General features: G+C 66.7%; 19 protein-coding genes. 6 read left to right on the top strand and 13 right to left on the bottom strand.

The genetic code is table 11. The features are described from left to right. Positions 1-85: 85 nt before the first annotated feature. The 3 genes from ACM0PB_RS06300 to ACM0PB_RS06290 all read right to left on the bottom strand — a co-directional run bounded on the left by ACM0PB_RS06300 (position 86) and on the right by ACM0PB_RS06290 (position 2,917). Entirely contained in the window at positions 86-664 is a 579-nt protein-coding gene (locus tag ACM0PB_RS06300) for an LON peptidase substrate-binding domain-containing protein (RefSeq protein ID WP_005419042.1), read from the bottom strand. Beyond that, on the bottom strand, positions 661-2,025 hold the full coding sequence (mpl, locus tag ACM0PB_RS06295) for a UDP-N-acetylmuramate:L-alanyl-gamma-D-glutamyl-meso-diaminopimelate ligase (RefSeq protein ID WP_005419043.1): 1,365 nt from the start codon (positions 2,023-2,025) through the stop codon (positions 661-663). Before mpl ends, ACM0PB_RS06300 begins: the two co-directional genes overlap by 4 nt. Positions 2,026-2,353: 328 nt before the next feature. Next, positions 2,354-2,917, bottom strand: a complete 564-nt coding sequence (locus ACM0PB_RS06290; protein ID WP_005419045.1) for an adenylate kinase — start codon at positions 2,915-2,917, stop codon at positions 2,354-2,356. A 136-nt stretch (positions 2,918-3,053) separates the two neighbouring features. On the opposite strand from ACM0PB_RS06290, the gene ACM0PB_RS06285 reads away from it, so the two are divergent. Both ACM0PB_RS06285 and ACM0PB_RS06280 read left to right on the top strand, forming a co-directional pair. After that, positions 3,054-4,310, top strand: a complete 1,257-nt coding sequence (locus ACM0PB_RS06285; protein ID WP_005419049.1) for a 6-phosphofructokinase — start codon at positions 3,054-3,056, stop codon at positions 4,308-4,310. A gap of 117 nt (positions 4,311-4,427) precedes the next feature. Then, entirely contained in the window at positions 4,428-4,817 is a 390-nt protein-coding gene (locus ACM0PB_RS06280) for a DUF488 domain-containing protein (protein WP_005419050.1), read from the top strand. A 52-nt stretch (positions 4,818-4,869) separates the two neighbouring features. On the opposite strand, the gene ACM0PB_RS06275 is transcribed toward ACM0PB_RS06280, so the two are convergent. Next, the gene (locus ACM0PB_RS06275; protein ID WP_061480501.1) at positions 4,870-5,373 is read right to left on the bottom strand and encodes a hypothetical protein; all 504 of its coding nucleotides are present in this window, start codon (positions 5,371-5,373) and stop codon (positions 4,870-4,872) included. Between the two features lie 308 nt (positions 5,374-5,681). Between ACM0PB_RS06275 and ACM0PB_RS06270 the strand changes: the two genes are divergently transcribed. Beyond that, positions 5,682-7,709 (top strand): sodium-translocating pyrophosphatase, encoded by a 2,028-nt coding sequence (locus tag ACM0PB_RS06270; RefSeq protein WP_065185342.1) that lies wholly within the window; start codon positions 5,682-5,684, stop codon positions 7,707-7,709. Between the two features lie 119 nt (positions 7,710-7,828). Here the strand turns inward: ACM0PB_RS06270 and ACM0PB_RS06265 are convergent, their stop codons facing one another. Together ACM0PB_RS06265 and ACM0PB_RS06260 are read right to left on the bottom strand one after the other, a co-directional pair. Next, positions 7,829-8,272, bottom strand: coding sequence for a YbaN family protein (locus ACM0PB_RS06265; protein ID WP_065178358.1), 444 nt, complete (start codon positions 8,270-8,272; stop codon positions 7,829-7,831). A 31-nt stretch (positions 8,273-8,303) separates the two neighbouring features. After that, on the bottom strand, positions 8,304-8,891 hold the full coding sequence (locus ACM0PB_RS06260) for a biliverdin-producing heme oxygenase (protein ID WP_414604757.1): 588 nt from the start codon (positions 8,889-8,891) through the stop codon (positions 8,304-8,306). Between the two features lie 107 nt (positions 8,892-8,998). Between ACM0PB_RS06260 and ACM0PB_RS06255 the strand changes: the two genes are divergently transcribed. After that, positions 8,999-9,256 (top strand): DUF2789 domain-containing protein, encoded by a 258-nt coding sequence (locus ACM0PB_RS06255; protein ID WP_065185344.1) that lies wholly within the window; start codon positions 8,999-9,001, stop codon positions 9,254-9,256. A gap of 93 nt (positions 9,257-9,349) precedes the next feature. Here ACM0PB_RS06255 and ACM0PB_RS06250 read toward each other — a convergent pair whose 3' ends face one another. From ACM0PB_RS06250 to ACM0PB_RS06230, 5 genes are all read right to left on the bottom strand, one after another. Next, positions 9,350-12,268, bottom strand: a complete 2,919-nt coding sequence (locus ACM0PB_RS06250) for a TonB-dependent receptor (protein WP_414604756.1) — start codon at positions 12,266-12,268, stop codon at positions 9,350-9,352. Between the two features lie 254 nt (positions 12,269-12,522). After that, entirely contained in the window at positions 12,523-13,443 is a 921-nt protein-coding gene (locus tag ACM0PB_RS06245) for a FecR family protein (protein WP_171955739.1), read from the bottom strand. 134 nt (positions 13,444-13,577) lie between these two features. Continuing rightward, positions 13,578-14,078, bottom strand: coding sequence for an RNA polymerase sigma factor (locus ACM0PB_RS06240; RefSeq protein WP_279946208.1), 501 nt, complete (start codon positions 14,076-14,078; stop codon positions 13,578-13,580). Positions 14,079-14,162: 84 nt separating this feature from the next. Beyond that, positions 14,163-14,618, bottom strand: coding sequence for a hypothetical protein (locus tag ACM0PB_RS06235; protein ID WP_081275746.1), 456 nt, complete (start codon positions 14,616-14,618; stop codon positions 14,163-14,165). Positions 14,619-14,653: 35 nt separating this feature from the next. Further along, positions 14,654-15,145, bottom strand: a complete 492-nt coding sequence (locus ACM0PB_RS06230; RefSeq protein WP_279946206.1) for a hypothetical protein — start codon at positions 15,143-15,145, stop codon at positions 14,654-14,656. Between the two features lie 184 nt (positions 15,146-15,329). Here ACM0PB_RS06230 and ppa point away from each other — a divergent pair, with 184 nt between their 5' ends. Together ppa and ACM0PB_RS06220 are read left to right on the top strand one after the other, a co-directional pair. Then, positions 15,330-15,866: an inorganic diphosphatase gene (gene ppa, locus ACM0PB_RS06225; protein ID WP_005410935.1), complete on the top strand. Its 537-nt coding sequence runs from the start codon at positions 15,330-15,332 to the stop codon at positions 15,864-15,866. 152 nt (positions 15,867-16,018) lie between these two features. Further along, positions 16,019-17,140 (top strand): HDOD domain-containing protein, encoded by a 1,122-nt coding sequence (locus ACM0PB_RS06220; protein WP_065178351.1) that lies wholly within the window; start codon positions 16,019-16,021, stop codon positions 17,138-17,140. A gap of 68 nt (positions 17,141-17,208) precedes the next feature. Here ACM0PB_RS06220 and ACM0PB_RS06215 read toward each other — a convergent pair whose 3' ends face one another. Both ACM0PB_RS06215 and ACM0PB_RS06210 read right to left on the bottom strand, forming a co-directional pair. Next, positions 17,209-17,418, bottom strand: coding sequence for a hypothetical protein (locus ACM0PB_RS06215; protein WP_032954496.1), 210 nt, complete (start codon positions 17,416-17,418; stop codon positions 17,209-17,211). Positions 17,419-17,584: 166 nt separating this feature from the next. Next, positions 17,585-20,455, bottom strand: a complete 2,871-nt coding sequence (locus ACM0PB_RS06210; RefSeq protein WP_032954497.1) for a TonB-dependent receptor plug domain-containing protein — start codon at positions 20,453-20,455, stop codon at positions 17,585-17,587. Between the last annotated feature and the right edge of the window lie 14 nt (positions 20,456-20,469).

Raw genomic sequence — 20,469 nt, 5'->3', positions numbered from 1 at the left:
CCATGCTCGGCTGCTCTTCGCGGGATCCATCAAGCCGAGCATGGGCTCGGCTCTACAGCAGATCCACGCCCTACATGGATGGCTTCTACGGCATCCAGCCCAGCAGCTGCTGCAACCGCTGGTGCGGATCGTCCATCTGCAGCAGCTGAAGGCGCTGCTGCTCGCTCAGCGGCAGCAGCTCGGCCAGCCGCCAGCCGACCCAGCTGGCCTGGTCCAGCAGCGCCGGATTGGCCGGCGCATAGGCCTCGCCGGCCTGCTCGATGATGTGCCCCAGCACCGTGGCCAGCAGTGCATGCTGCGGCCGCAGTTCGTCATCGGGGTCTTCCTCGCACCAGCGCACGTCAGCCACCACCAGGCCGTTGTCGCGCACGCGGGTGCGCTCGACATGGAAGCGACGGGTACCGCGCAGGCGCAGCTGCAGCACGCCGTCGGCGCCGACATCGAAGTCTTCGATGCGTACCTGCACGCCAAAGGCGGCCGGTGTCGCCGGTGCGCCGACCTCCTCGCCCTCGAGGATCAGGCAGACGCCAAATCCCTCACCACTGCGGCCGCTGTCGCGGACCAGGTCCAGATAGCGCCGCTCGAACACGCGCAGGCCTACCGCTGCACCCGGTACCAGCGCGGTGTGCAGCGGGAACAGCGGCAGCGAGCCGTCGCCGCTCATCGGGCCTGCAGCGCGGCGAGGAAGCGGCGCGGGGCACCGTCGAAGCCACCGTTGGACATGAATACCACGTGGTCGCCGCTGCGCGCGCTGGCCTGCAGCTGCGCCAGCAATGCGTCGGTATCGGGCACCGCGTGGGCTTCGCCACGCACCGCGGCGATCACCGCCGCAGCATCCCAGGCCAGTTCCGGGCGATGCAGGAACACCACTTCATCGGCCAGCGCCAGCGAGGGAGCCAGCGCCTGCGCATGTGCGCCCAGCCGCATCGAGTTGCTGCGCGGCTCCATCGCGACCACGATGCGCGCATCACCCACCTTGGAACGCAGGCCCTCCAGCGTGGTGGCGATCGCAGTCGGATGGTGGGCGAAATCGTCGTAGACGGTGATGCCGTCATGGCTGCCGATCACTTCCATGCGGCGCTTGACGCTGCGGAAGCGTGCCAGCGCCGGAATAACCTGGGCAGGTGCCACGCCCACTGCATGCGCGGCGGCCAGCGCGGCCAATCCATTGAGCACGTTGTGGCGGCCCAGCAGCGACCACTGCACATCACCCAGCGCCTGCCCACGATGGTGCACGCGGAAGGCGCTGCCATCAGCGGCCAGCAGCTCGGCATGCCATTCCAGCGACGGATCGAATCCAAAGCGCTCGACCGGGGTCCAGCAGCCCATCGCCAGCACTTCGGCAAGGTACTGATCCTCGCCGTTGACGATCAGCCGCCCACGTGCGGGTACGGTACGCACCAGATGGTGGAACTGGCGCTGGATCGCGGCCACGTCCGGGAAGATGTCGGCGTGGTCGTACTCAAGGTTGTTGAGGATGGCCACCAGCGGCCGGTAGTGCACGAACTTGCTGCGCTTGTCGAAGAAGGCCGTGTCGTACTCATCAGCTTCGACCACGAACTCGCGCCCCTGGCCCAGGCGGGCGGAGACACCGAAATCCTCGGCGACACCGCCGATCAGGAAGCCCGGCGAGCGCCCTGCACTTTCCAGCAGCCAGGTGAGGATGGTGGTGGTGGTGGTCTTGCCGTGGGTACCGGCCACGGCAAGCGTGTCGCGGCCCGGCAGCACCTGCTCGGACAGCCACTGCGCGCCGGAGATATAGCGCTGGCCGGCATCGAGCACGGCTTCCACGGCGGCATTGCCGCGCGACAGCGCGTTGCCGATCACCACCTCGTCGGTACCGGCCGGCACGCTGTCGGCACGGTAGCCCTGGTCCAGTGTGATGCCCAGCTGTTCGAGCTGGGTCGACATCGGCGGGTAGATGGCCTGGTCGCTGCCGCTGACGGAATGCCCAAGTTCCCGCGCCAGGGCGGCCACGCCGCCCATGAAGGTGCCGGCAATTGCAAGGATATGTACGCTGCTCATGACCGAGGATTGTGACCGATGACGGCTGTATAGGGCCAATGTCCGCTATCGGGTAAGACAACCCCTACACGGGATGTGAGAAAACTCCAATCAGCTGTCAGGGAATTCCCGATAGCGATGTTCTGTGAACCCGGACACAATTCGAACTGCCAGCCGCAGTACCCGAACCGGTCCTACTCCCCAAGAGGCCATCCCCAAGGGAGCTCATGCTGCGGGGCCCTGAGCAAGCCCTTCGCTGGCGCCTATCAAACGACACAGGCCTGATCCTCGCGGACCAGGCCTGTGTTTTTTGCGCCCGAAGGACCGGACGCATGCCGGCCCCGCCGGATCAGGCCTTGATCGCTGCCAGGATGCGGGCTTCGATCTCGTCCAGCTCACCGACGCCATCGACGCGGGCCAGGGTGCCACGGCCGGCGTAGAAATCGACCACCGGGGCGGTCTGGTCGTTGTAGACCTGCAGGCGCTGGCGCACCGCTTCCGGGTTGTCATCGGCGCGGCCCTGCTCCTTGGCGCGGCCGGCGATGCGGTCCACCAACAGCTCGGTGGGCACATCCAGCTGCACCACCGCGTCCAGCGGCTGGCCGATCTTGGCCAGCAGGCCATCCATCGCATTGGCCTGGGCCACATTGCGCGGGTAGCCATCGAGGATGAAGCCCTTGGCGACATCAGCCTGGGTCAGGCGCGACTCCAGCATGCCCAGCAGGATGTCGTCCGACACCAGGTTGCCGGCATCCATCACCGTCTTGGCCTGCTTGCCCAGCTCCGTGCCGGCGGCGATTTCCGCGCGCAGCATGTCACCGGTCGAAATGTGGGCGATCCCCAGCTTTTCCTTCAGGCGCGTCGCCTGTGTCCCCTTGCCCGAACCGGGCGGTCCCAACAGAACCAATCGCATTGACCTGACTCCAACGTGTTGAAAACAAAGAAGGTTCGCGTCCCGGACGGTCCGGTATCGCTGCACCGCAATAGCGCCACTTTACCGCATCCGGGTAATGTCCCTGCAATGTCCCCTCCCCCGAGCAGGTAGAAGCATGCGCAACGGTACTCTCCTTTATGCCCAGTCCGGCGGTGTCACCGCCGTCATCAATGCCACGGCGGCAGCGGTGATCGAGCAGGCCCGGGCCAAGGGCATCAAGGTCCTGGCGGCCCGCAACGGCATCCTCGGCGCGCTGCGCGAGGAGCTGATCGACACCAGCAGGGAGAGTGCCGCCGCGATCCGCGCCCTCGCCCATACCCCGGGCGGCGCCTTCGGATCGTGCCGGGTCAAGCTGAAATCGCTGGATGCCGACCGCGCCCGCTATGACCGCCTGCTGGAGGTGCTACAGGCCCACGACGTGCGCTGGTTCCTCTACAACGGCGGCAACGACTCGGCCGACACCGCACTGAAGGTCTCGCAGCTGGCCAAGGCCTCCGGCTACGACCTGACCTGTATCGGCGTGCCCAAGACCATCGACAACGACCTTGCCGTTACCGATACCTGCCCCGGCTTCGGGTCAGCGGCCAAGTACACCGCGGTCTCGGTGCGCGAAGCAGCACTGGACGTGGCGGCGATGGCCGAAACGTCCACCCGTGTCTTCATCTACGAAGCGATGGGCCGCCACGCCGGCTGGCTGGCCGCCGCCGCCGGCCTGGCCGGCAACGGTGATGACGAAGCGCCGCACATCATCCTGCTGCCCGAGCGCGCCTACGACGAGGCCACGTTCCTGGCCAAGGTGAAAGCCGTGGTCGAGCGCGTCGGCTACTGCGTGGTGGTGGCGTCGGAAGGCATTGCAACCGCCGATGGCCGCTTCGTTGCCGATGCCGGCGGTGGCAAGGACTCGTTCGGTCATTCGCAGCTCGGCGGCGTGGCGGCGCACCTGGCCGGCCGGGTCAAGGATCAGCTGGGCCTGAAGGTGCACTGGGCACTGCCCGATTACCTGCAGCGCTCGGCCCGCCACCTGGCCAGCAGGACCGACTGGGAGCAGGCGCAGGCGGTGGGCAAGGCCGCGGTGCAGCTGGCACTGAAGGGCCAGAATGGCGTGATGCCGGTGATCGTGCGCAGCAGCGATGCGCCCTATCGCTGGAAGATCGAAGCGGCGCCGCTGTCGAAGATCGCCAACCACGAGAAGAAGATGCCGGCTGGTTTCATCCGCCGCGATGGCTTCGGCATCACGGCCAGGGCGCGCGCCTACCTGTCACCATTGATCAAGGGCGAAGCACCGCTTCCCTATGGCACCGATGGCCTGCCGAAGTACGTCACCCTGAAGAACGTAGCGGTGAAGCAGAAACTGCCGGCCTTCGAAGGCTGACCTGAAAAAGGGAACGGAGGGGATTAAGTCGCATACGCCCCTCTGTCATCTCCAACAGCATCAGCAGTGGGTCGGATACGACTTAATTCCCTCCGTCCCCTTTTCATGGAGATCATCATGGCACTGCGTGTTGTCCGACTCGGTACGCCGCGCCAACCCGGCGAGGGACTGCGCATCGGCACCGTTCGGCGCCCACCGCGCGGCGTGCCGCGCAGCGAGTTCGCCCGACAGGACTGGTACGACGTCTGGTTTCCTACGCTGTCACCCAGCGCGGAGCTGGTGAAGCGGGCACATGAGGCAACGACGGCGGCCGATTGGACCGCCTTCTTCCGCCATTACAAGGCCGAGATGAAGGCGCCCGATGCCGCCCACGCGCTGGACCTTCTGGCCGCGATGTCGCAACACAGCGACATCAGCGTGGGCTGCTACTGCGAGGATGAAGCGCACTGCCACCGCAGGGCATTGCGCGAGCTGCTGGTGGCGCGCGGGGCAATGCTGGCGGATTGATCAGCCGGATGTCGGCCGTGGATGACGGCACGGGTGCACCACCCACGCGACTTCAATTGCAGGCCTTGCCTTCCATCTGCAGCTGCGCGGCGAACATCGTCACCTGCGGAATCTGGCCGGCGGCGGCCTGCTTCTTCGCCTCCTCCAGGTAAATGCGCGATTGGCCCTGCCCGTCCAGCTCTACCTTGTGGCTCGACGGCAGGCGCCACACCCGCACCACCGCCTGCTGCGCCGGGCACGCGGCGTTGGGCACGCGGATCACATCATTGAGCTTCCAGCCCTTGTCGGCACTCGGCTGCGCCTTGGTGTAATCGACGAAGCGCGCGCGTGGCTGGCATTGCTCGCTGGTCCGGACGGCGGAGAAGCGATATGGCGCGGCGGCATCACCGGTGAACGCACCTTCCAGCCGCGCGCAGGCCTCGGGGATCTGCCGCAGCGTATGCACCGCGCCCACCGCCTGCGGCGCACCGACCGCACGCTGCAGTTCCGGCGTTTCCGCAGCGAAGGCCGGTGCGGCCGGGACCAGGGCGGCAAGCATCAACAGGGACAGGCGCATGGGGAATCTCCTACGGGGCTGTGCGCAGGCTTGCAGAGGCTGCCTTAACGGGGTGCAAAGGCCGTTGGCTCGCGAATCATGCCCAGGGCCCGACGGCATGCGCCGCGGCTCCGAGGAGCCGGTCGAGCATGGCTCGACTCTACAAGTGGCGGCACGCATACTGCGGGCACCAGGGAATGCTGAACACCGCCATACGTCGGACGACCGCCAAGGTCGGTACGGGTTGGTTCCAGGCTGCAGCCCGTCGTCCCCCTCGTGGTGCCGTTCATCGCCACTGGATGCCTACATCCATTCTGCGGAGGGGTCTAATGCTGGAACGTCACGGGCTGTCACTGGCGCTGGGCTGCGCCATTCTCGCGATCCTGTTCGGAATCGTCTCGGCGCGCTGGATCCTGCGCCAACCCACCGGCAATGCACGCATGATCGCGATCGCCACCGCGATCCAGGAAGGTGCGCGTGCCTATCTCAACCGCCAGTACCTGACCATCGGCATCGCCGGCGTGGTGCTGTTCGTGCTGGTCGGCATCTTCCTCAGCTGGTACACCGCGATTGGTTTTGCAGTCGGCGCGGTGCTGTCCGGCGCCGCCGGCTACATCGGCATGAACGTGTCGGTACGCGCCAACGTGCGTACCGCAGAGGCGGCGCGCAACGGCATCAGCGCGGCGATGGACGTCGCCTTCCGCGGCGGCGCGATCACCGGCATGCTGGTGGTCGGGCTGGGCCTGCTGGGCGTGGCCGGCTACTACGCACTGCTGCTGCGCATGGGCCTGCCGATGGAACAGGCGCTGCACGCGCTGGTCGGCCTGGCCTTCGGCTCCTCGCTGATCTCGATCTTCGCGCGCCTGGGCGGCGGCATCTTCACCAAGGGCGCCGACGTCGGTGCCGACCTGGTCGGCAAGGTCGAAGCCGGCATTCCCGAGGACGATCCGCGCAACCCGGCGGTGATCGCCGACAACGTCGGTGACAACGTCGGCGACTGCGCCGGCATGGCGGCCGACCTGTTCGAGACCTACGCGGTGACCGTCATCGCCACCATGCTGCTGGGCAGCCTGATGCTGGCCGAAGCCGGTGCCAACGCGGTGCTGTATCCGCTGGTACTGGGCGGCGTGTCGATCATCGCTTCGATCATCGGCGCGCTGTTCGTCAAGGTGAAGCCAGGCGGCTCGATCATGGGCGCGTTGTACAAGGGCGTGATCGTTTCCGGCGTGCTGGCCGCCATCGCCTTCTACCCGATCACCACCGGACTGATGTCCGACAACGTGCATGGACCGATGGCGCTGTATGGCTGCGCGCTGATCGGCCTGGTCCTGACCGGCCTGATCGTGTGGATCACCGAGTACTACACCGGCACCCAGTACAAGCCGGTGCAGCACGTGGCGCAGGCCTCGACCACCGGCCACGGCACCAACATCATCGCCGGACTCGGCATCTCGATGAAATCCACCGCGCTGCCGGTGGTGGCGGTGTGTGCGGCGATCTGGGGTGCGTTCGCGCTGGGCGGCCTGTACGGCATCGCCATCGCCGCCACCGCGATGCTGTCGATGGCAGGGATGATCGTCGCCCTCGATGCCTACGGCCCGATCACCGACAACGCCGGTGGCATCGCCGAAATGGCCGAGCTGCCTTCGGAGATCCGCGACATCACCGACCCGCTGGATGCGGTGGGCAACACCACCAAGGCCGTGACCAAGGGCTATGCGATCGGCTCGGCGGCGCTGGCGGCACTGGTGCTGTTCGCCGACTACACCCACAACCTGCAGGCAGCCAATCCCGGCCAGGAGTTCCGCTTCGATCTCAGCGACCACACGGTGATCATCGGCCTGTTGATCGGCGGCCTGATTCCCTACCTGTTCGGTGCGATGGCGATGGAAGCGGTCGGCCGCGCGGCGGGCGCAGTGGTGGAAGAAGTGCGCCGCCAGTTCCGCGAGATCCCCGGCATCATGCAGGGCACCGGCAAGCCGCAGTACGACAAGGCGGTGGACATGCTGACCCGCTCGGCGATCCGCGAAATGATCGTGCCCTCGCTGTTGCCGGTCGCCGTGCCGGTGGTGGTCGGCCTGCTGCTGGGGCCGCGCGCACTGGGCGGCCTGCTGATCGGCACGATCGTCACCGGCCTGTTCGTGGCCATCTCGATGACCACCGGCGGCGGCGCCTGGGACAACGCCAAGAAATACATCGAGGATGGCCACTTCGGTGGCAAGGGCAGCGAAGCGCACAAGGCTGCGGTGACCGGCGATACCGTCGGTGACCCGTACAAGGACACCGCCGGCCCGGCAATCAATCCGCTGATCAAGATCATCAACATCGTGGCGCTGCTGCTGGTGCCGCTGCTGTAGATCCACGCGACGCGTGGATGGCAGGCTCGACGGGGTCAGAACCCTTTCCTGCGGAAAGGGATCCGACCCCGATGGCGGTCACCGCCCGCGCAGGAAGAACCACACGGGCACCATCACGTTCACCGGGTCGCCGGCCACCTCGGGCGGCGGCGGGCCGCGCGAGGATCGTTGGCGTCGTCCACTTCCACGGCCGGATGGGGCTCCGGTCGCGGTGCCGGCCGGCTGAGCACGTAACCGGCGCTGGCGGCAAAGAACAGGCCCACGCCGAGCAACAGGCGCCACGACGGATGCGCGCCCCAGCAGAACAGGGCAAAGCCCGCCGCCATGCCTGCGCTGGCAAACGCCTTGCCCTTGCCCGACACGGCACCCTGCTCGCGCCACAGCCGCAGCGACGGGCCGTAGCGTGGATGCGCCAGCAGGCGCTGCTCGAACTTCGGCGAGCTGCGCGCGAAGCAGCCCACCGCGAGGATCAGGAAGATGGTGGTCGGCATGACTGGCAGCAATGCGCCGATCACCCCGAGGCCGACCATCAGCCAGCCCAGCGCGAACCAGAGCCAGCGCATCAGCGCTGCACCTGCGGGCGCGCGCCGCGCATCAGGCGAATTCCACTTCGACGTGGCGGTACACGCTGCGGAACGCAGCGTCGGCTGCATCGATCACCTGCTGGTCCTGCTCGGCACTCAGCGGCACCGCGTCCAGCACAGCGGTGAACTCGCGCCAGTGGCGCGCTGCGCCATCGGGATGGGCGGCCAAGTGGCGGGCGCCGAAATCACGGTGCAGGCCGAGCCTGGCCGCCATCTTGTACAGAAGGGTGCCACCGAGATTGGAGCCTTCGGCCACGTACAGCCAACCCAACGCAGTCGGCAGCGCGAGGTCCGAGGGCAGCGCGTCGATGTCCGCGCCAGGCAGGGCCTGCTCCAGGTCCTGCAGGTCGCGCGCGACCTGTGTCAGGCGCCGGCGCTCTCCAAGATCGGGCAGCAATTCGCCCAGGGCAGGGTTGGCATACAGCGCATCGATGCTGCGGTGGAAGCGATACTGCCCGCGCAGGAAACGGGCGAAGTTGCTGCGGTCGGCGAAGATGTCACCGGCCATGATGCGCTTGTCCAGCGCAACGTGGCTGTCGCGGGTGGCGGCCTTGAGCCGCAGGCTGCGGCTGTCTTCGGGAGCGATGTGTGCGTTCATGGGGGAATGCCAGGAGGGTCGTCCTGCTGTAGACGTCTGCCGCGGGGCTTTCCCCAAGGCCGTCTACACCGATAATGGGCCATCCCCTTGTCCATCCGGAACCGACGATGATCACCACCGAACCGCGCATGACCAACCTGTTCCTGCAGCTGGGCCTGGACGCCAGCGCCGAAGGCATCGCCCGCTTCATCCGCGAGCACCAGCTGGCCACCGACGTCGAAGTCGTCGAGGCGCCCTACTGGAACGATGCCCAGCGCCAGTTCCTGGCCGAGTCGCTGCAGGCCGATGCGGCATGGACCACCGTGGTGGACGAGTTGAACGAGTCGCTGCACGAAGATGCGGTGAAGGCGTCGACCGGGCTGTAAGCAGACGCCGGGCGTGACCAGACGCTGGCGATTGCACGGCAGAAGCGGTGCGGACCGAGGTCCGCACCCACCAAAGGCGCTCTGCGCTGGCGGTCAGTACGTCCAGGTCAACGCCAACCGCGCGGTGCGGCCCGGTGCCGGCATCACGCCCAGGGCCAGCGGGTCCAGGTAGTAACGGTCGGTCAGGTTGTCGACGCCGGCTTCCACCGACAGCTGGTCGTTGAAGCTCCAGCTGGCGAACAGGTCGACCAAGGTGTTCGGCCGGTACAGCTGCTGGATCGCCGACAGGCCCACGTTCCAGTCCTTGTCCAACTTGCTGATCGGGCCAGCGTTGCGGACCATGCGGGTGCCGAAGGTCAGGCGCTCGTCGAACAGGCGCGAGCCCAGGATCAGGTTGACTGTGTAGCGCGGCGGGTTCTGGGTGTTGGTGTACGAGCCCTCGAAGCCACCGTCCACGCAGTTGGGTGTATTGGCCACCTCGTCGTTCCCGCGCTGCGCACCATAGGCACGACGCTCGGCGGCGATGTCCGGCGCGCAGGTCTTGGCCTTGAGATAGTAATGCGCGGACAGGTCGGCGAAGACCTTGCCGCTGTCATAGCTGGACTGGAATTCCATGCCCGAGACCTTGAACTGATCGACGTTGCGGATCAGGCCGGCCGAAAGCGTGCGGTAGTCACGGGTGATCAGGTCGTCGATGCGGGTATCGAAGTACGCCAGCTTCAGCGCCAGGCGGTCGCCAGCGGTAAACAGGTCGTAGCGGAGGGTGCTGGCACCGATTTCCCAGCTGCGCGCGCGCTCCGGCTTCAGCTCACCGACCGGCTTGGCAGCGGTGAACAGGCCCAGCGTGGTCTCGAACAGGCTCGGCAGCTTGGTGCCTTCGGCGTACTTCACGTAGACCAGGGTGTCTTCGCTGAAACGGTAGGCCACGCTGGCGGTAGGCGAGAACGCGGTGTCGCGACGGCGGATCGGCTGCGACCAGCTCCAGCTGACCGGCACTTCCAGATCCTGCGGCTTGCCGGCGTCGTAGAAGTTCCAGCCGGCGATGTCGCCCACCGTACCCTTCTTGTACGGCGAGGCCAGCAGCGAGGCCTGGGTGAAGTTGCCGTTGGCATCCGGATACCAGTTCAGCAGCGCGATGCGCTTGGCGCGCCACGAGGGCAGTGCCGGGTTTCCGTTGAGCAGCTCGGTGTAGCGGTACTGGCCCTGCACCTCGTAGGCATCGGGCGTGGCCAGCCGGTTGCGGTCGTGCACGTCCACGCGGTTCCAGCGGCCACCGGCCAGCAGCTCCCAGTGTTCGTCGGGCTGCCACTTCAGCGCGGCCACGGCGCTGTATTCCTTGCGCTCGGCATTACGCAGGAAGCGGTTGTTGACCAGGTCATCGTGCATGATCGGGCCCGAGCTGCCCGGGGCGATGTTTTCGTCGCTGTAGGACAGGCCGTAGTCGAGCGTGAACGCACCGGCGCGGGTGTCGAACCTGGAGGTATTGCTGGCATCCAGGCCGAAGCGCTTCTGCCGCAACGGATTGCGGTAGGCATCCTTGTAACCGGGATCGCCACTGAAGCTGGGCGCGTCATACCACTCTGTGCGGCGGTCGAAGTACCACGGGGTGATGCCGGTCAGGCTGTTGTACATCACGCTGTCGGTGTCGGTGTACGCAGCGTTGACGCGCAGGTCGATCAGCCCGCTGTCCGGGTTGAAGCGATAGCGCAGGGTGTAGCTGTCCATGTCGACGTGGCCCGGGTCCCACTGCGGGATGCGGTCACGGTCGACGCGGATGATCTGCGAGGCCATGATCTCGCCGGCCGTGCCTTCATAGCGACGGTAGCCGGCTTCCAGGCTCTGCGTGTCATCGATGCGCCAGGTGCCCTTGAGCAGCGCCGACTTCGAACGCGAGGAGGTATTGAACACTTCGGTACGCGGCGGATTCAGCGGCGCCAGCGTACGACGGGTCTGCGGGAAATCATCGTAGCCGTGCTTGCCGGAGAAGTAGTTGCCGTTGTCCCGGTACGCGTAGGCCGCAACCAGGTCGAAGCGGTCCCAGTGACCGGCACCGGCCACGTTGAAGAACTGGCTGCCGGTAGCGCTGCGATCGCTGCGCGGCGCCGCACTGTATGACGGCAGGTTGTTGGCACTGCCATTGGCCAGGCCACCGCGCACGCGCACGCCGAAGTCGCGGCCCTCGCGCAGCACGTCACCGATCTTCAACGTCTCCATCTCGACCACGCCGCCGATGCCACCGGACGCGTTGGCCTGCAGGCTCGGGCCCTTGGTGATGGTCAGGCTGGAGATCAGGTCGGGGTCGAGGTAGGTGCGCTGTGACTGGCCCGCATAGCCGCGGTAGGTGTCCATGCTGGACTGGCCACCGTCGATGATCACCGGTACGCGGCCCTGGCCCTGGATGCCACGGATGTTGACGTCGAAGCCGTTGCCCACGCGCGGATCACCGGCGGTGACACCGGCCACCCCCTTGACGATGTCACCGTTGGAGGTGCCGCGGAAACGCTCCAGATGCGTGCGGTCGAGCGTGGTGGTCGAACCCGCGCTGCGATAGCTGTCGAGCAGGCGCGCTTCATCGTTGTTCGCACCGCTGTCGACGCGGTCGCCGGCCACACTCAGCGTGTTGGTGACGATCACACCGCTATCGGCCGGCACCGGCGTTGCTGCCCCCAGAGTGGCCGCATCGGCGCTGACCCGGCGCACCGCCACGCCACTGCCCTGCAGCAGGCGCTGCAACGCCTGGTCGGCCGACAGGCTGCCGCTGACCGCGTGGGAGGTTACGCCGTGTGCCAGCGATGCGGGGTACACCACCTGCACGCCGGATTGGCGCATGTAGCTGCGCAGGGCCTCATCCAGCGGTTGTGCAGGAATATCAAAGCGCAGTACGGCCGCGTGCTCGCTGCGGGCGCTCTGCGCCAGTGCGGGTGGCGTCGTACTGGCCAGCCCGGCGGCAAGCAACGCAATGCACAGACGGGACGGGCGCAGTACGCGGCCCGAGCGGTGGGAGTCGAACATGGAAGAACCTGTCAGGTAATCGGTGCCGCGAACGCGGCGTCATCCGCAACACGGGCGGACACGGCGACGTACGTGGCGACGGCGGGTACGTTCGCCGGGTAAGACGGCTGGGCGCGCGACAACCCCAAGAGCGATTTGCGGTCACGGGGGATGCCGACGTGGCGCGGTGGGTGCCGACCGTTGGTCGGCCGGTGGTAGCGGTGGGTGCCGACCGATGGTCGGCACAGGGACGCTCATCCACGCGTGGCGTGGATCTACTGCACGATGGCGACGCCGAATGGAAGACGAGTAACCTGAAGACCTGCCGTTACCGCCAGCGCGTCCAGCGCCTGTTCCGGGCGGTCGATGCGCAACGCAGCACTCACTGCAGGCAGACGTGACAGATCGCCGCGCACGAAGGTCGGCCCCGCGCGATAGCGCCCCACCCACTGCAACGCATCGGCAACGGGGACCTGCTCCAGCAGCAGCTCGCCCTGGCGCCAGGCGCCGACGCTGTCGGCGGTCACGTCAGCCCGTCGCATGACCCCGCCACGTTCAGTGTAGACGGCACGCTGCCCCTGCTGCAGGTAGGTCCAGCCACCGTCGGCCGGGCTGGCCACGCGCACCCTGCCCTGCCCAACCTGGGTTTCCACCCCCTCGTCTCCACGCGCCACGGTGAACGCGGTCGAGATGTCCTCGACCAGGCCATTGCCGGCGCGCACGCTGAAACGCCGCTGTGCATCCGGGCTGACCTCGAACCAGGCGCGCCCGCGCAGCAGCTCGACCTCGCGGGCGTTCGCATCGAAGCGCACGGCAATCGCACTGTCCGCATCCAGCACCGCCCGACTGCCATCGGGGAGCCGCACGTGCTGCACCTGATGCGTGCTGCGATGATCGGACTGCAGGCGCAGCCACGCCTCCGGCCATGCCACCAGCATCGCCAGCATTGCCGCCACAGCCATCGCCCAGCGCAGTCGATGCGGCCCACGCCATCGGCTGGCCCCGGCGGCCTGTGGGCGCGGCCCGACACTGCGCCACAACGCGCGCTCGTGTTCGAAGGCCCTGCGGTGCCCCGGCTGTTGCAGCCAGTGCTCGAACGCCTGCATGCGTGCATCGCTGATGTCACCCGAGGCCAGCCACGCGATCCAGTCCCGGGCTTGTTCGGCCAGGGCATCGTCATTGGCGGCGGGCTGCATGTTCGGCGGGCTGCATGTTCGGCGGGCTCATCCGCTGGCGGACAGGCGCATTCAAGCGCAGGCGGGGAACTAGACCGCATCCACGGTCCAGTGATCAAGACGTCTGCGCGAAGGCCAGCCCCAAGCCGGCGCGCTCATCGACCGCTGCGCGCCCAGGCCAGGCGCTGCAGCGCGGAGCGCACATGATTCTCGACGGTGGTCACCGACACCCCCAAGCGGCGTGCGATCTCGGCCTGGGTGAGGCCCTGCAGGCGGTTGAGCTGGAAGATGGTGCGGGTCGGCTCCGGCAGGTGACCCGCCGCATCGAGCACCCGCTGCAGCTCATCCTGTGCCATGGCCTGCTCCTCGGTGGAGATCACCTCGTCGGCCCCCCACAGGTAGTGGTCGACCAGCAGCCGGTTGCGGCGGCTCGATTCGCGGCCGTGGTCAGTGGCAAGGTTGGCGGCCAGCCGATACAGATAGGCCCGCGGGTTGCCGATCGCCTGGCTGTCACCGACCCCACGGGCCTTGAACCAGACCGCCTGGATCACGTCCTCGGCGCCGTTGTCGCCCCCGAGGATGCGCTGCACCCGGCGCAGCAGCGCGGGCCGCTCGCGGATCAGCAGCTCAGTGAGGGAGGCAGCATTGGAGGACATGCGCGGAGCCGGGACGACAGACGGGAGGCACCGCGCATGCTACTCCGGTAATGCGAATAAGTCACATTCGTATCGTTGCCGGGACTACAGGCAATCAACCAGTGCGTCGTACGTATTGGCAGTCGTGCCGGGCAGCGGCGCGTGCAACGCATCGAACCCGTCCCCCGTTTCCCACACCTGCAACAGGGTTTCCAGGCGTGTTCCGGTTGCCAGCGGCAGCACGCAGGCATAGCGTCCGCGGTTGACCGTGATCAGGCCGCTGGACTTTACCCTGGTGTTGCTACCGGCGAAGGTCCATACACACTGGACAACCACCCCCGTGGCCTGGTCCACGGAACAGCGCAGGCGCATGGCCCACAGATTGATGTACTCGCCCTCGCAGAAGGTATCGCCACATACCTCATCGAAGCCACGCACCAGTTGCCGCTCGGCAGCAAGGAAACGCTCGTGGCCGCCCCCCGGGCCGGCGTAATCCCGCGCATCGACGAACGCAGGCGCAGCCTGCGCGACACCGGCGCACGGCAGGCTGACAGACAGCACGCCGCACAACAGCCAGCATCTACGGAAGCTCCCCATCAGCCCACCCTCCCCTGCGTGCGCAGGCATTCAGGCAACCCATCGAAGATGCCGTGGTCAAGCCCAGGCAAAGGCGCGGTCAGGCCGCCCGGCGCTTCCAGGGAGGCGTAGAACGCGTCGACGGGCACCCCGGGCTGCATTTCGACCGGACAGACCCAGCTCCCGTTGTCGATCCGCACGTGTCCCGTGTCGGGCTCAACCTCCAGCTCGCTGGCGGCCACCACCCAGACACAGCGCTGCACGGTGCCGCGGTGGGCGAGCACGGCGCAGCGGAACTCCATCACCCGGTAGTTGCTGTAATCACCTTCACACAAGGTGTCGGCACACCATGCGGCGAATCCGCCGGCGACCGCGTCCTCCAGCGCAAAGGCACGGTCCCATCCGGCCTCGTCGGAGGGATAGTCAATCAGGTTGACATGCAACCCGCGCGCGAGCGCGGGCAGCGGCGCCAGCAGCAGCAAGGCACAACAGCCCAAGCGGTTCCAGTTCATGGCAAGTCTCCTTGGCAAGGACGTCCAGCCTGCCGCGGGGACCGGGTCGAACCCATCGGGAAACCCCGCTCTGGCTCCTCCGCGATGGCCGAGCACCCAGGTCGGCCCTGCCCTACCCTGCACAGCGCCCGGCAAAGGCATAAAATGGTGAGCTATCCGTCTATATCCCCACCTGGAGCACACCATGGGCCTGGAACTCGTCTCGCCCGGCAAGAACCCGCCGGAAGAAATCAACGTCATCATCGAGATCCCGAAGGACTCGGAGCCGGTGAAGTACGAAGTGGACAAGGAAACCGGCGCGATCTTCGTCGACCGCATCCTGTCCACCCCGATGCGCTATCCGTGCAACTACGGCTACGTGCCGAGCACCCTGTGTGGCGACGGCGATCCGGCCGACGTGCTGGTGGTGCTGCCGCTGCCGCTGGTGCCGGGCTCGGTCGTGCGCTGCCGTCCGGTCGGCGTGCTGAAGATGAGCGATGAGGCAGGCAGCGACGAGAAGATCCTGGCCGTGCCGGTCTCGAAGATCTTCAGCGGCTACGCCCACGTCGAAGACATCGCCCAGGTCTCGAGCCACTGGCTGGAGCGCATTGGCCACTTCTTCGAGCATTACAAGGACCTGGAGAAGGGCAAGTGGGTCAAGCTGGACGGTTGGGGTGGCGCCGCTGAGGCCAAGCAGATCCTGATCGAGGCGCACCAGCGCCATCTCGACAGCAAGGCCTGAGCCTGAACCGCATCGCTCCGGCGATACCCTGCCGGAGCGATGCGGGTCACGTTTCATGACGACGGCACATCACTCTTGCTGCCGTATTAGGTAAATTGCGTCACTTCACACGTCATCGACATCCATCGTCGAGACAGCCAGGGGAACGTGTCGTGCGTATTCTGCTTGTTGGGGATGCAGCCAGCCTGCCGGCTGAGCTGACCGAATTCATTGCCGATCTTGGGGAAGACTGGCAGCCGCTGACCGCCGCCGATGGCCAGACCGCGATGACCGCGGTGGCCACGCAGGGCGTGGACGCGGTGATCGTCTGCCCGCAGTTGCCCGATCTCAATGCCACCACGCTGCTGGGCCAGATCCGGACACTGCGCCCGGAAACCATCCGCATCGCGCTGGTCGATGCGCACCATGGCAACCGCCCGCCGCCGGCGCGCCTGATCGGTGTCGCCCACCGCTTCCTGCCGCTGCCGCTGGCGCCGGAAGTGCTGCTGGAGGCATTGACCAGCCTGGAAGAACTGCGCGAAGTGCTGGACAGCCCGCGCCTGCGCGATGCCATCGGCCGTATCGAGAAACTGCCATCGCCACCGCACCTGTACCTGAGCCTGACCCAGGCCCTGGAACATGACGACGATACCGACAGTGCCGATGTGGCCAAGCTGGTCGCCGCCGATCCGGCCATCGCGGCCAAGGTGCTGCAACTGTCGAACTCGGCTTTCTTCAGCCAGGGCCGCACCATTGCCGACCTGCGCACCGCGGTCACCCGGCTGGGCCTGGCCACGCTGCGTGACCTGGTGCTGGCCAGCGAAGTGTTCTCCGCGCCGACGCTGTCGGCTGCCGAGCGCAACTCACTGCAGCAGCGCGCCCTGCTCGCCTCCCGGCTGGCCGCGCGCCTGCTGCCCGAGTCCAGCGCCGAACTGGGGGCGACCGCCGCACTGCTGGCCGACATCGGCCTGCTGCTGCCCGGCGTGCGCAACGAGCGCAGCGAGCCCGCGCTGGCCGGCGATACCCGCCCAGGCCATGCCGAGGCCGGCGCCTACCTGCTGGGCCTGTGGGGCCTGCCGATGCCGATCATCGAAGCGGTGGCCTTCCACCTGCAGCCGCAGCGCGCCAACACCCGCAGCTTCTGGGTGACCGGCGCGGTGCACGTGGCCCTGGCGCTGGTCAATGGCGATCCGGTGGACGAGGACTACCTGCAGCGTGCAGGCGTGCTGAACAAACTGCCGCAATGGCGCGAGCACGCCAATGCACTGATGGGACTGACACCCACTGACGCCTGAGCGGCACGCGGGCGCCTGCCTCCGCCTCGCATGAGGGCGCGTCCAACGGACGCGCCCTTTTTCCTGTCTCAGCGCTGCGGACAGGCGTCCAGCACGCACAGACGCCATTGGCGCTCGCACAGGGCCGGGGCGTTGCCCTTGGCCAGGCACTCCAGCCGGAATTGCTCGCAGTACACACCGCCGCCGCAGACGATGATGTTCTGTGCGGACAGCGAGCCCACCAGCGTTGCATAGATCAGGACTGCGGCCGATACCTGGCGGAAAAGCGTGCGCTTCATATCCATCTCCCAGTGTCCGGTATTGGACGCGCCTACTGTGCTGAATGTGACAAGAGCAGACAGTGACTGCACTCACCTTCTCGACATGATCAGAATTTCCTTACAGAAATGAAAAGGGCGGACCTTGCGGTCCGCCCTCCTCGTTCTGCTATCGCACTTCGATGGATCAGAAGCGCTGGGTGTACTTCATGTACAGGAAGCGACCCACGTCGAAGCCGCCGTAGTAGGCGAAGCTCGAGTTCGGCTGGGTGAACATGATCGGACCCTTATGGTCGAACACGTTGTTGGCGCCCAGCGCGATGGTGGCATCCCACGGTGCCTTCCAGCTGACCTGCAGGTCGTGGAAGGTGTTGGAGCCGGTCTTGCGCAGCGGCGACTTCTCACCGTTCTGGTAGCGGTCGGCGTCGTCGCACGGACGGTTGGCCACGCAGGCTTCGTTCATGCCCGAGTAGTAACGCGCGGTGTACGCCACGCCGAAGTCACCCTTCGACCAGGTCAGGCCCAGGTTCGAACGCACGCGGAACAGGCCCGGCTCACCCACACGGCCGATGGTGATGTTGTCACCGTCAGCGTTCTGGCCCTGCTCGTCGTACTTGGCCAGGTAGCTCGTCTGCCAGTCGATCGCGAACTGGCCGATGGCCAGCTCCGGCAGGCGGTACTTGATGCCCAGGTCGTAGCCCTGGGTTTCCATCTGGCCGAGGTTGGCCAGGCCGTAGGTCATGCCGTTGATGTGGCCATCGCCTGCACGGGTGTGTGCGGCGCAACGCGAAGCATCGCCCAACACGTAGCAGTCACGCAGGATGCGGTCGACGCTGTCAGCGATGATCATGTCGCTGATTTCGTACTTGTACCAGTCCAGCGAGATGTCCAGGCCCTGCACCCAGCGCGGGCTCCAGACCAGGCCGATGGTGGTGCTCTTGGAGGTTTCCGGGGTCAGGTTCGGGTTGGCACCCGAGATGAACTGGTCCGGCGTCGCACACGGGGTCGAGGTGCACGGAATCAGGCCCTGGCCCAGCTGGGTGTAACCAACCGGGACGCCCGCCGCCGAGCAGGCCGCGTTGCCGTTGACCGAACCCGGCGCGGTGATGCCGCACGGATCGGTGTACGACTCGAAGCTGCTGCTCAGGCCACCGTACAGGTTGTCGATCGTCGGAGCACGGAAGCCCTCAGCCCAGGTACCGCGAACCAGCAGCTCGTCCAGCGGACGCCAGGTGAAGCCGAACTTGGAATTCAGGGTGTCGCCGAAGTTGCTGTAATCCGAGTAACGGGTCGCAGCATTCAGGGTCAGTTCCTTGGCAAACGGCATGTCCGCCAGGACCGGCACGTTCAGTTCCAGGTAGACCTCGTCCAGCGAGTACTCACCCTGAGTGGTCTGCGCGCCCAGGCCGGTGGACTGGCCCGACTGCGCGAAGGCGTCCGGCGAGAAGCGGCCTTCTTCCTTGCGGTGCTCGACGCCCACGGCGAAGCCCAGGTCACCGGCCGGCAGGGTCACGATCGAACCCGACAGGTTGGCGGTGAAGCTGGTGGTCTTGGTCAGACCGGTATCGGTGAAGTACGGGAACAGGAAGTCCTGGGTGGCCTGGTCGGCCAGCGAACCGGCACCGGCAACGCCGAACGGCAGCAGCGGGTTCCACGGACGGCAGCCGCTGGTGGCGAGCGGATCGGACATGCTGGTGCCGCAGCGGGCGACGCCATCAGCACCGATGAACGAAGCGCCCAGCGCCTGTTCCGATGCGATCAGGCTCATGTCGCCGTGACCACGCTTGGTGGTTTCGTTGCGGTTCCACAGCGCGCCGACGTCCCAGTCGAAGGTCTTGCCGGCGAAGTCGAAGAAGCCGCTGATGCTCGGGGCGAAGCGCAGGGTCTTGACCTGGCTTTCGGTGGTGCGCGGCACTTCCCACAGACGGCGTCGGAAGGTCAGGTCTTCACCGGTCGGGTTGAACGCGCTGTCGGCCGACAGCGGGGTGCCGAAGGACGCCGACTGGTACGGATAGCCCGCGATCTGCTGGGTGGTGTTGCGCTCGTTGTAGAGCACGTCAGCGTTGAACGAGATCGCGTCGGTGAAGTCGTAGTTGCCGTTGACGTACAGCGACTTACGCTCGATACCGGTCTGCACCATCATCTGCTCGTTGGCATTGACGGCGTCAGCAGAGGTTTCCAGACGGTAGTCGGCGCGGTTGGCCGGGTTGCCGCCGTCACGCAGGGTGTACCAGCGCTGGTCGCTCGGGCCGACATAGCCCGGCTCGCCCTGCTTCAAGTTCGGGGTGACGCACGGGTCGCAGAAGCCACCCTTCTGGTTGATCGGGCTGGCGCCCGAACGCGGGTAGTTCGGGCCGGCGTTGCCGTCACGGCTGAACCAACGATCCTTCGCCCACACCGGATCCTGCTTGGAATACTCGGCGGACATGGTGACACCGCCGCGCTCGCCCATGCTGCCGAGGGTGAAAGAATAGGTTTCGGTGTCGCCGTCGCCCTTGCCGTACTGACCGACATAGACGCTGGCTTCAGCGCCGTCGAAGCGCTTGCGGGTGATCACGTTGACCACGGCCGCGATGGCGTCCGAACCGTAGATGGCCGAGGCGCCATCCTTCAGGATCTCAATGCGCTCGATGGCCGCCATCGGGATCTGGCTCAGATCCTGGTAACCGGCGGTGGTTGCGCCCAGGCGCTTGCCGTTCATCAGCACCAGGGTGCGCTGGGCGCCCAGGTTGCGGATGTCGACGTAGTAGCCGCCCACGTTCTCGCCCGAAGCCAGCGACTCCGAACGCGAAATGGCCGGGGAACCGGCCGAGGTCAGGTTCTGCAGGACGTCAGCAACCGAGGTGTAGCCCTGCTTTTCCAGGTTCTCACGGCTGAGGGTGACGATCGGCTGCTGGGTTTCAACGGCAGCGCCGCGGATGCGCGAGCCGGTGACCGAAATGCGGTCCAGGTCGGTGGTGCCCTTTGCTTCCTGCGCCGAAGCAAAGGCCGGCGCCAGCGCCAGCGCAATGCCGGCCGGCAGCAAGCCGAACCGCACTGCGGGATTACGAACGTTCATCTATCTCTCCAAGG

Source organism: Stenotrophomonas sp. AR029 (genome assembly GCF_047520695.2).
Lineage (GTDB): Bacteria > Pseudomonadota > Gammaproteobacteria > Xanthomonadales > Xanthomonadaceae > Stenotrophomonas > Stenotrophomonas sepilia.
The sequence above is the reverse complement of the archived record's forward strand: the minus strand, read 5'-3'. Positions and strand labels throughout refer to the sequence as shown.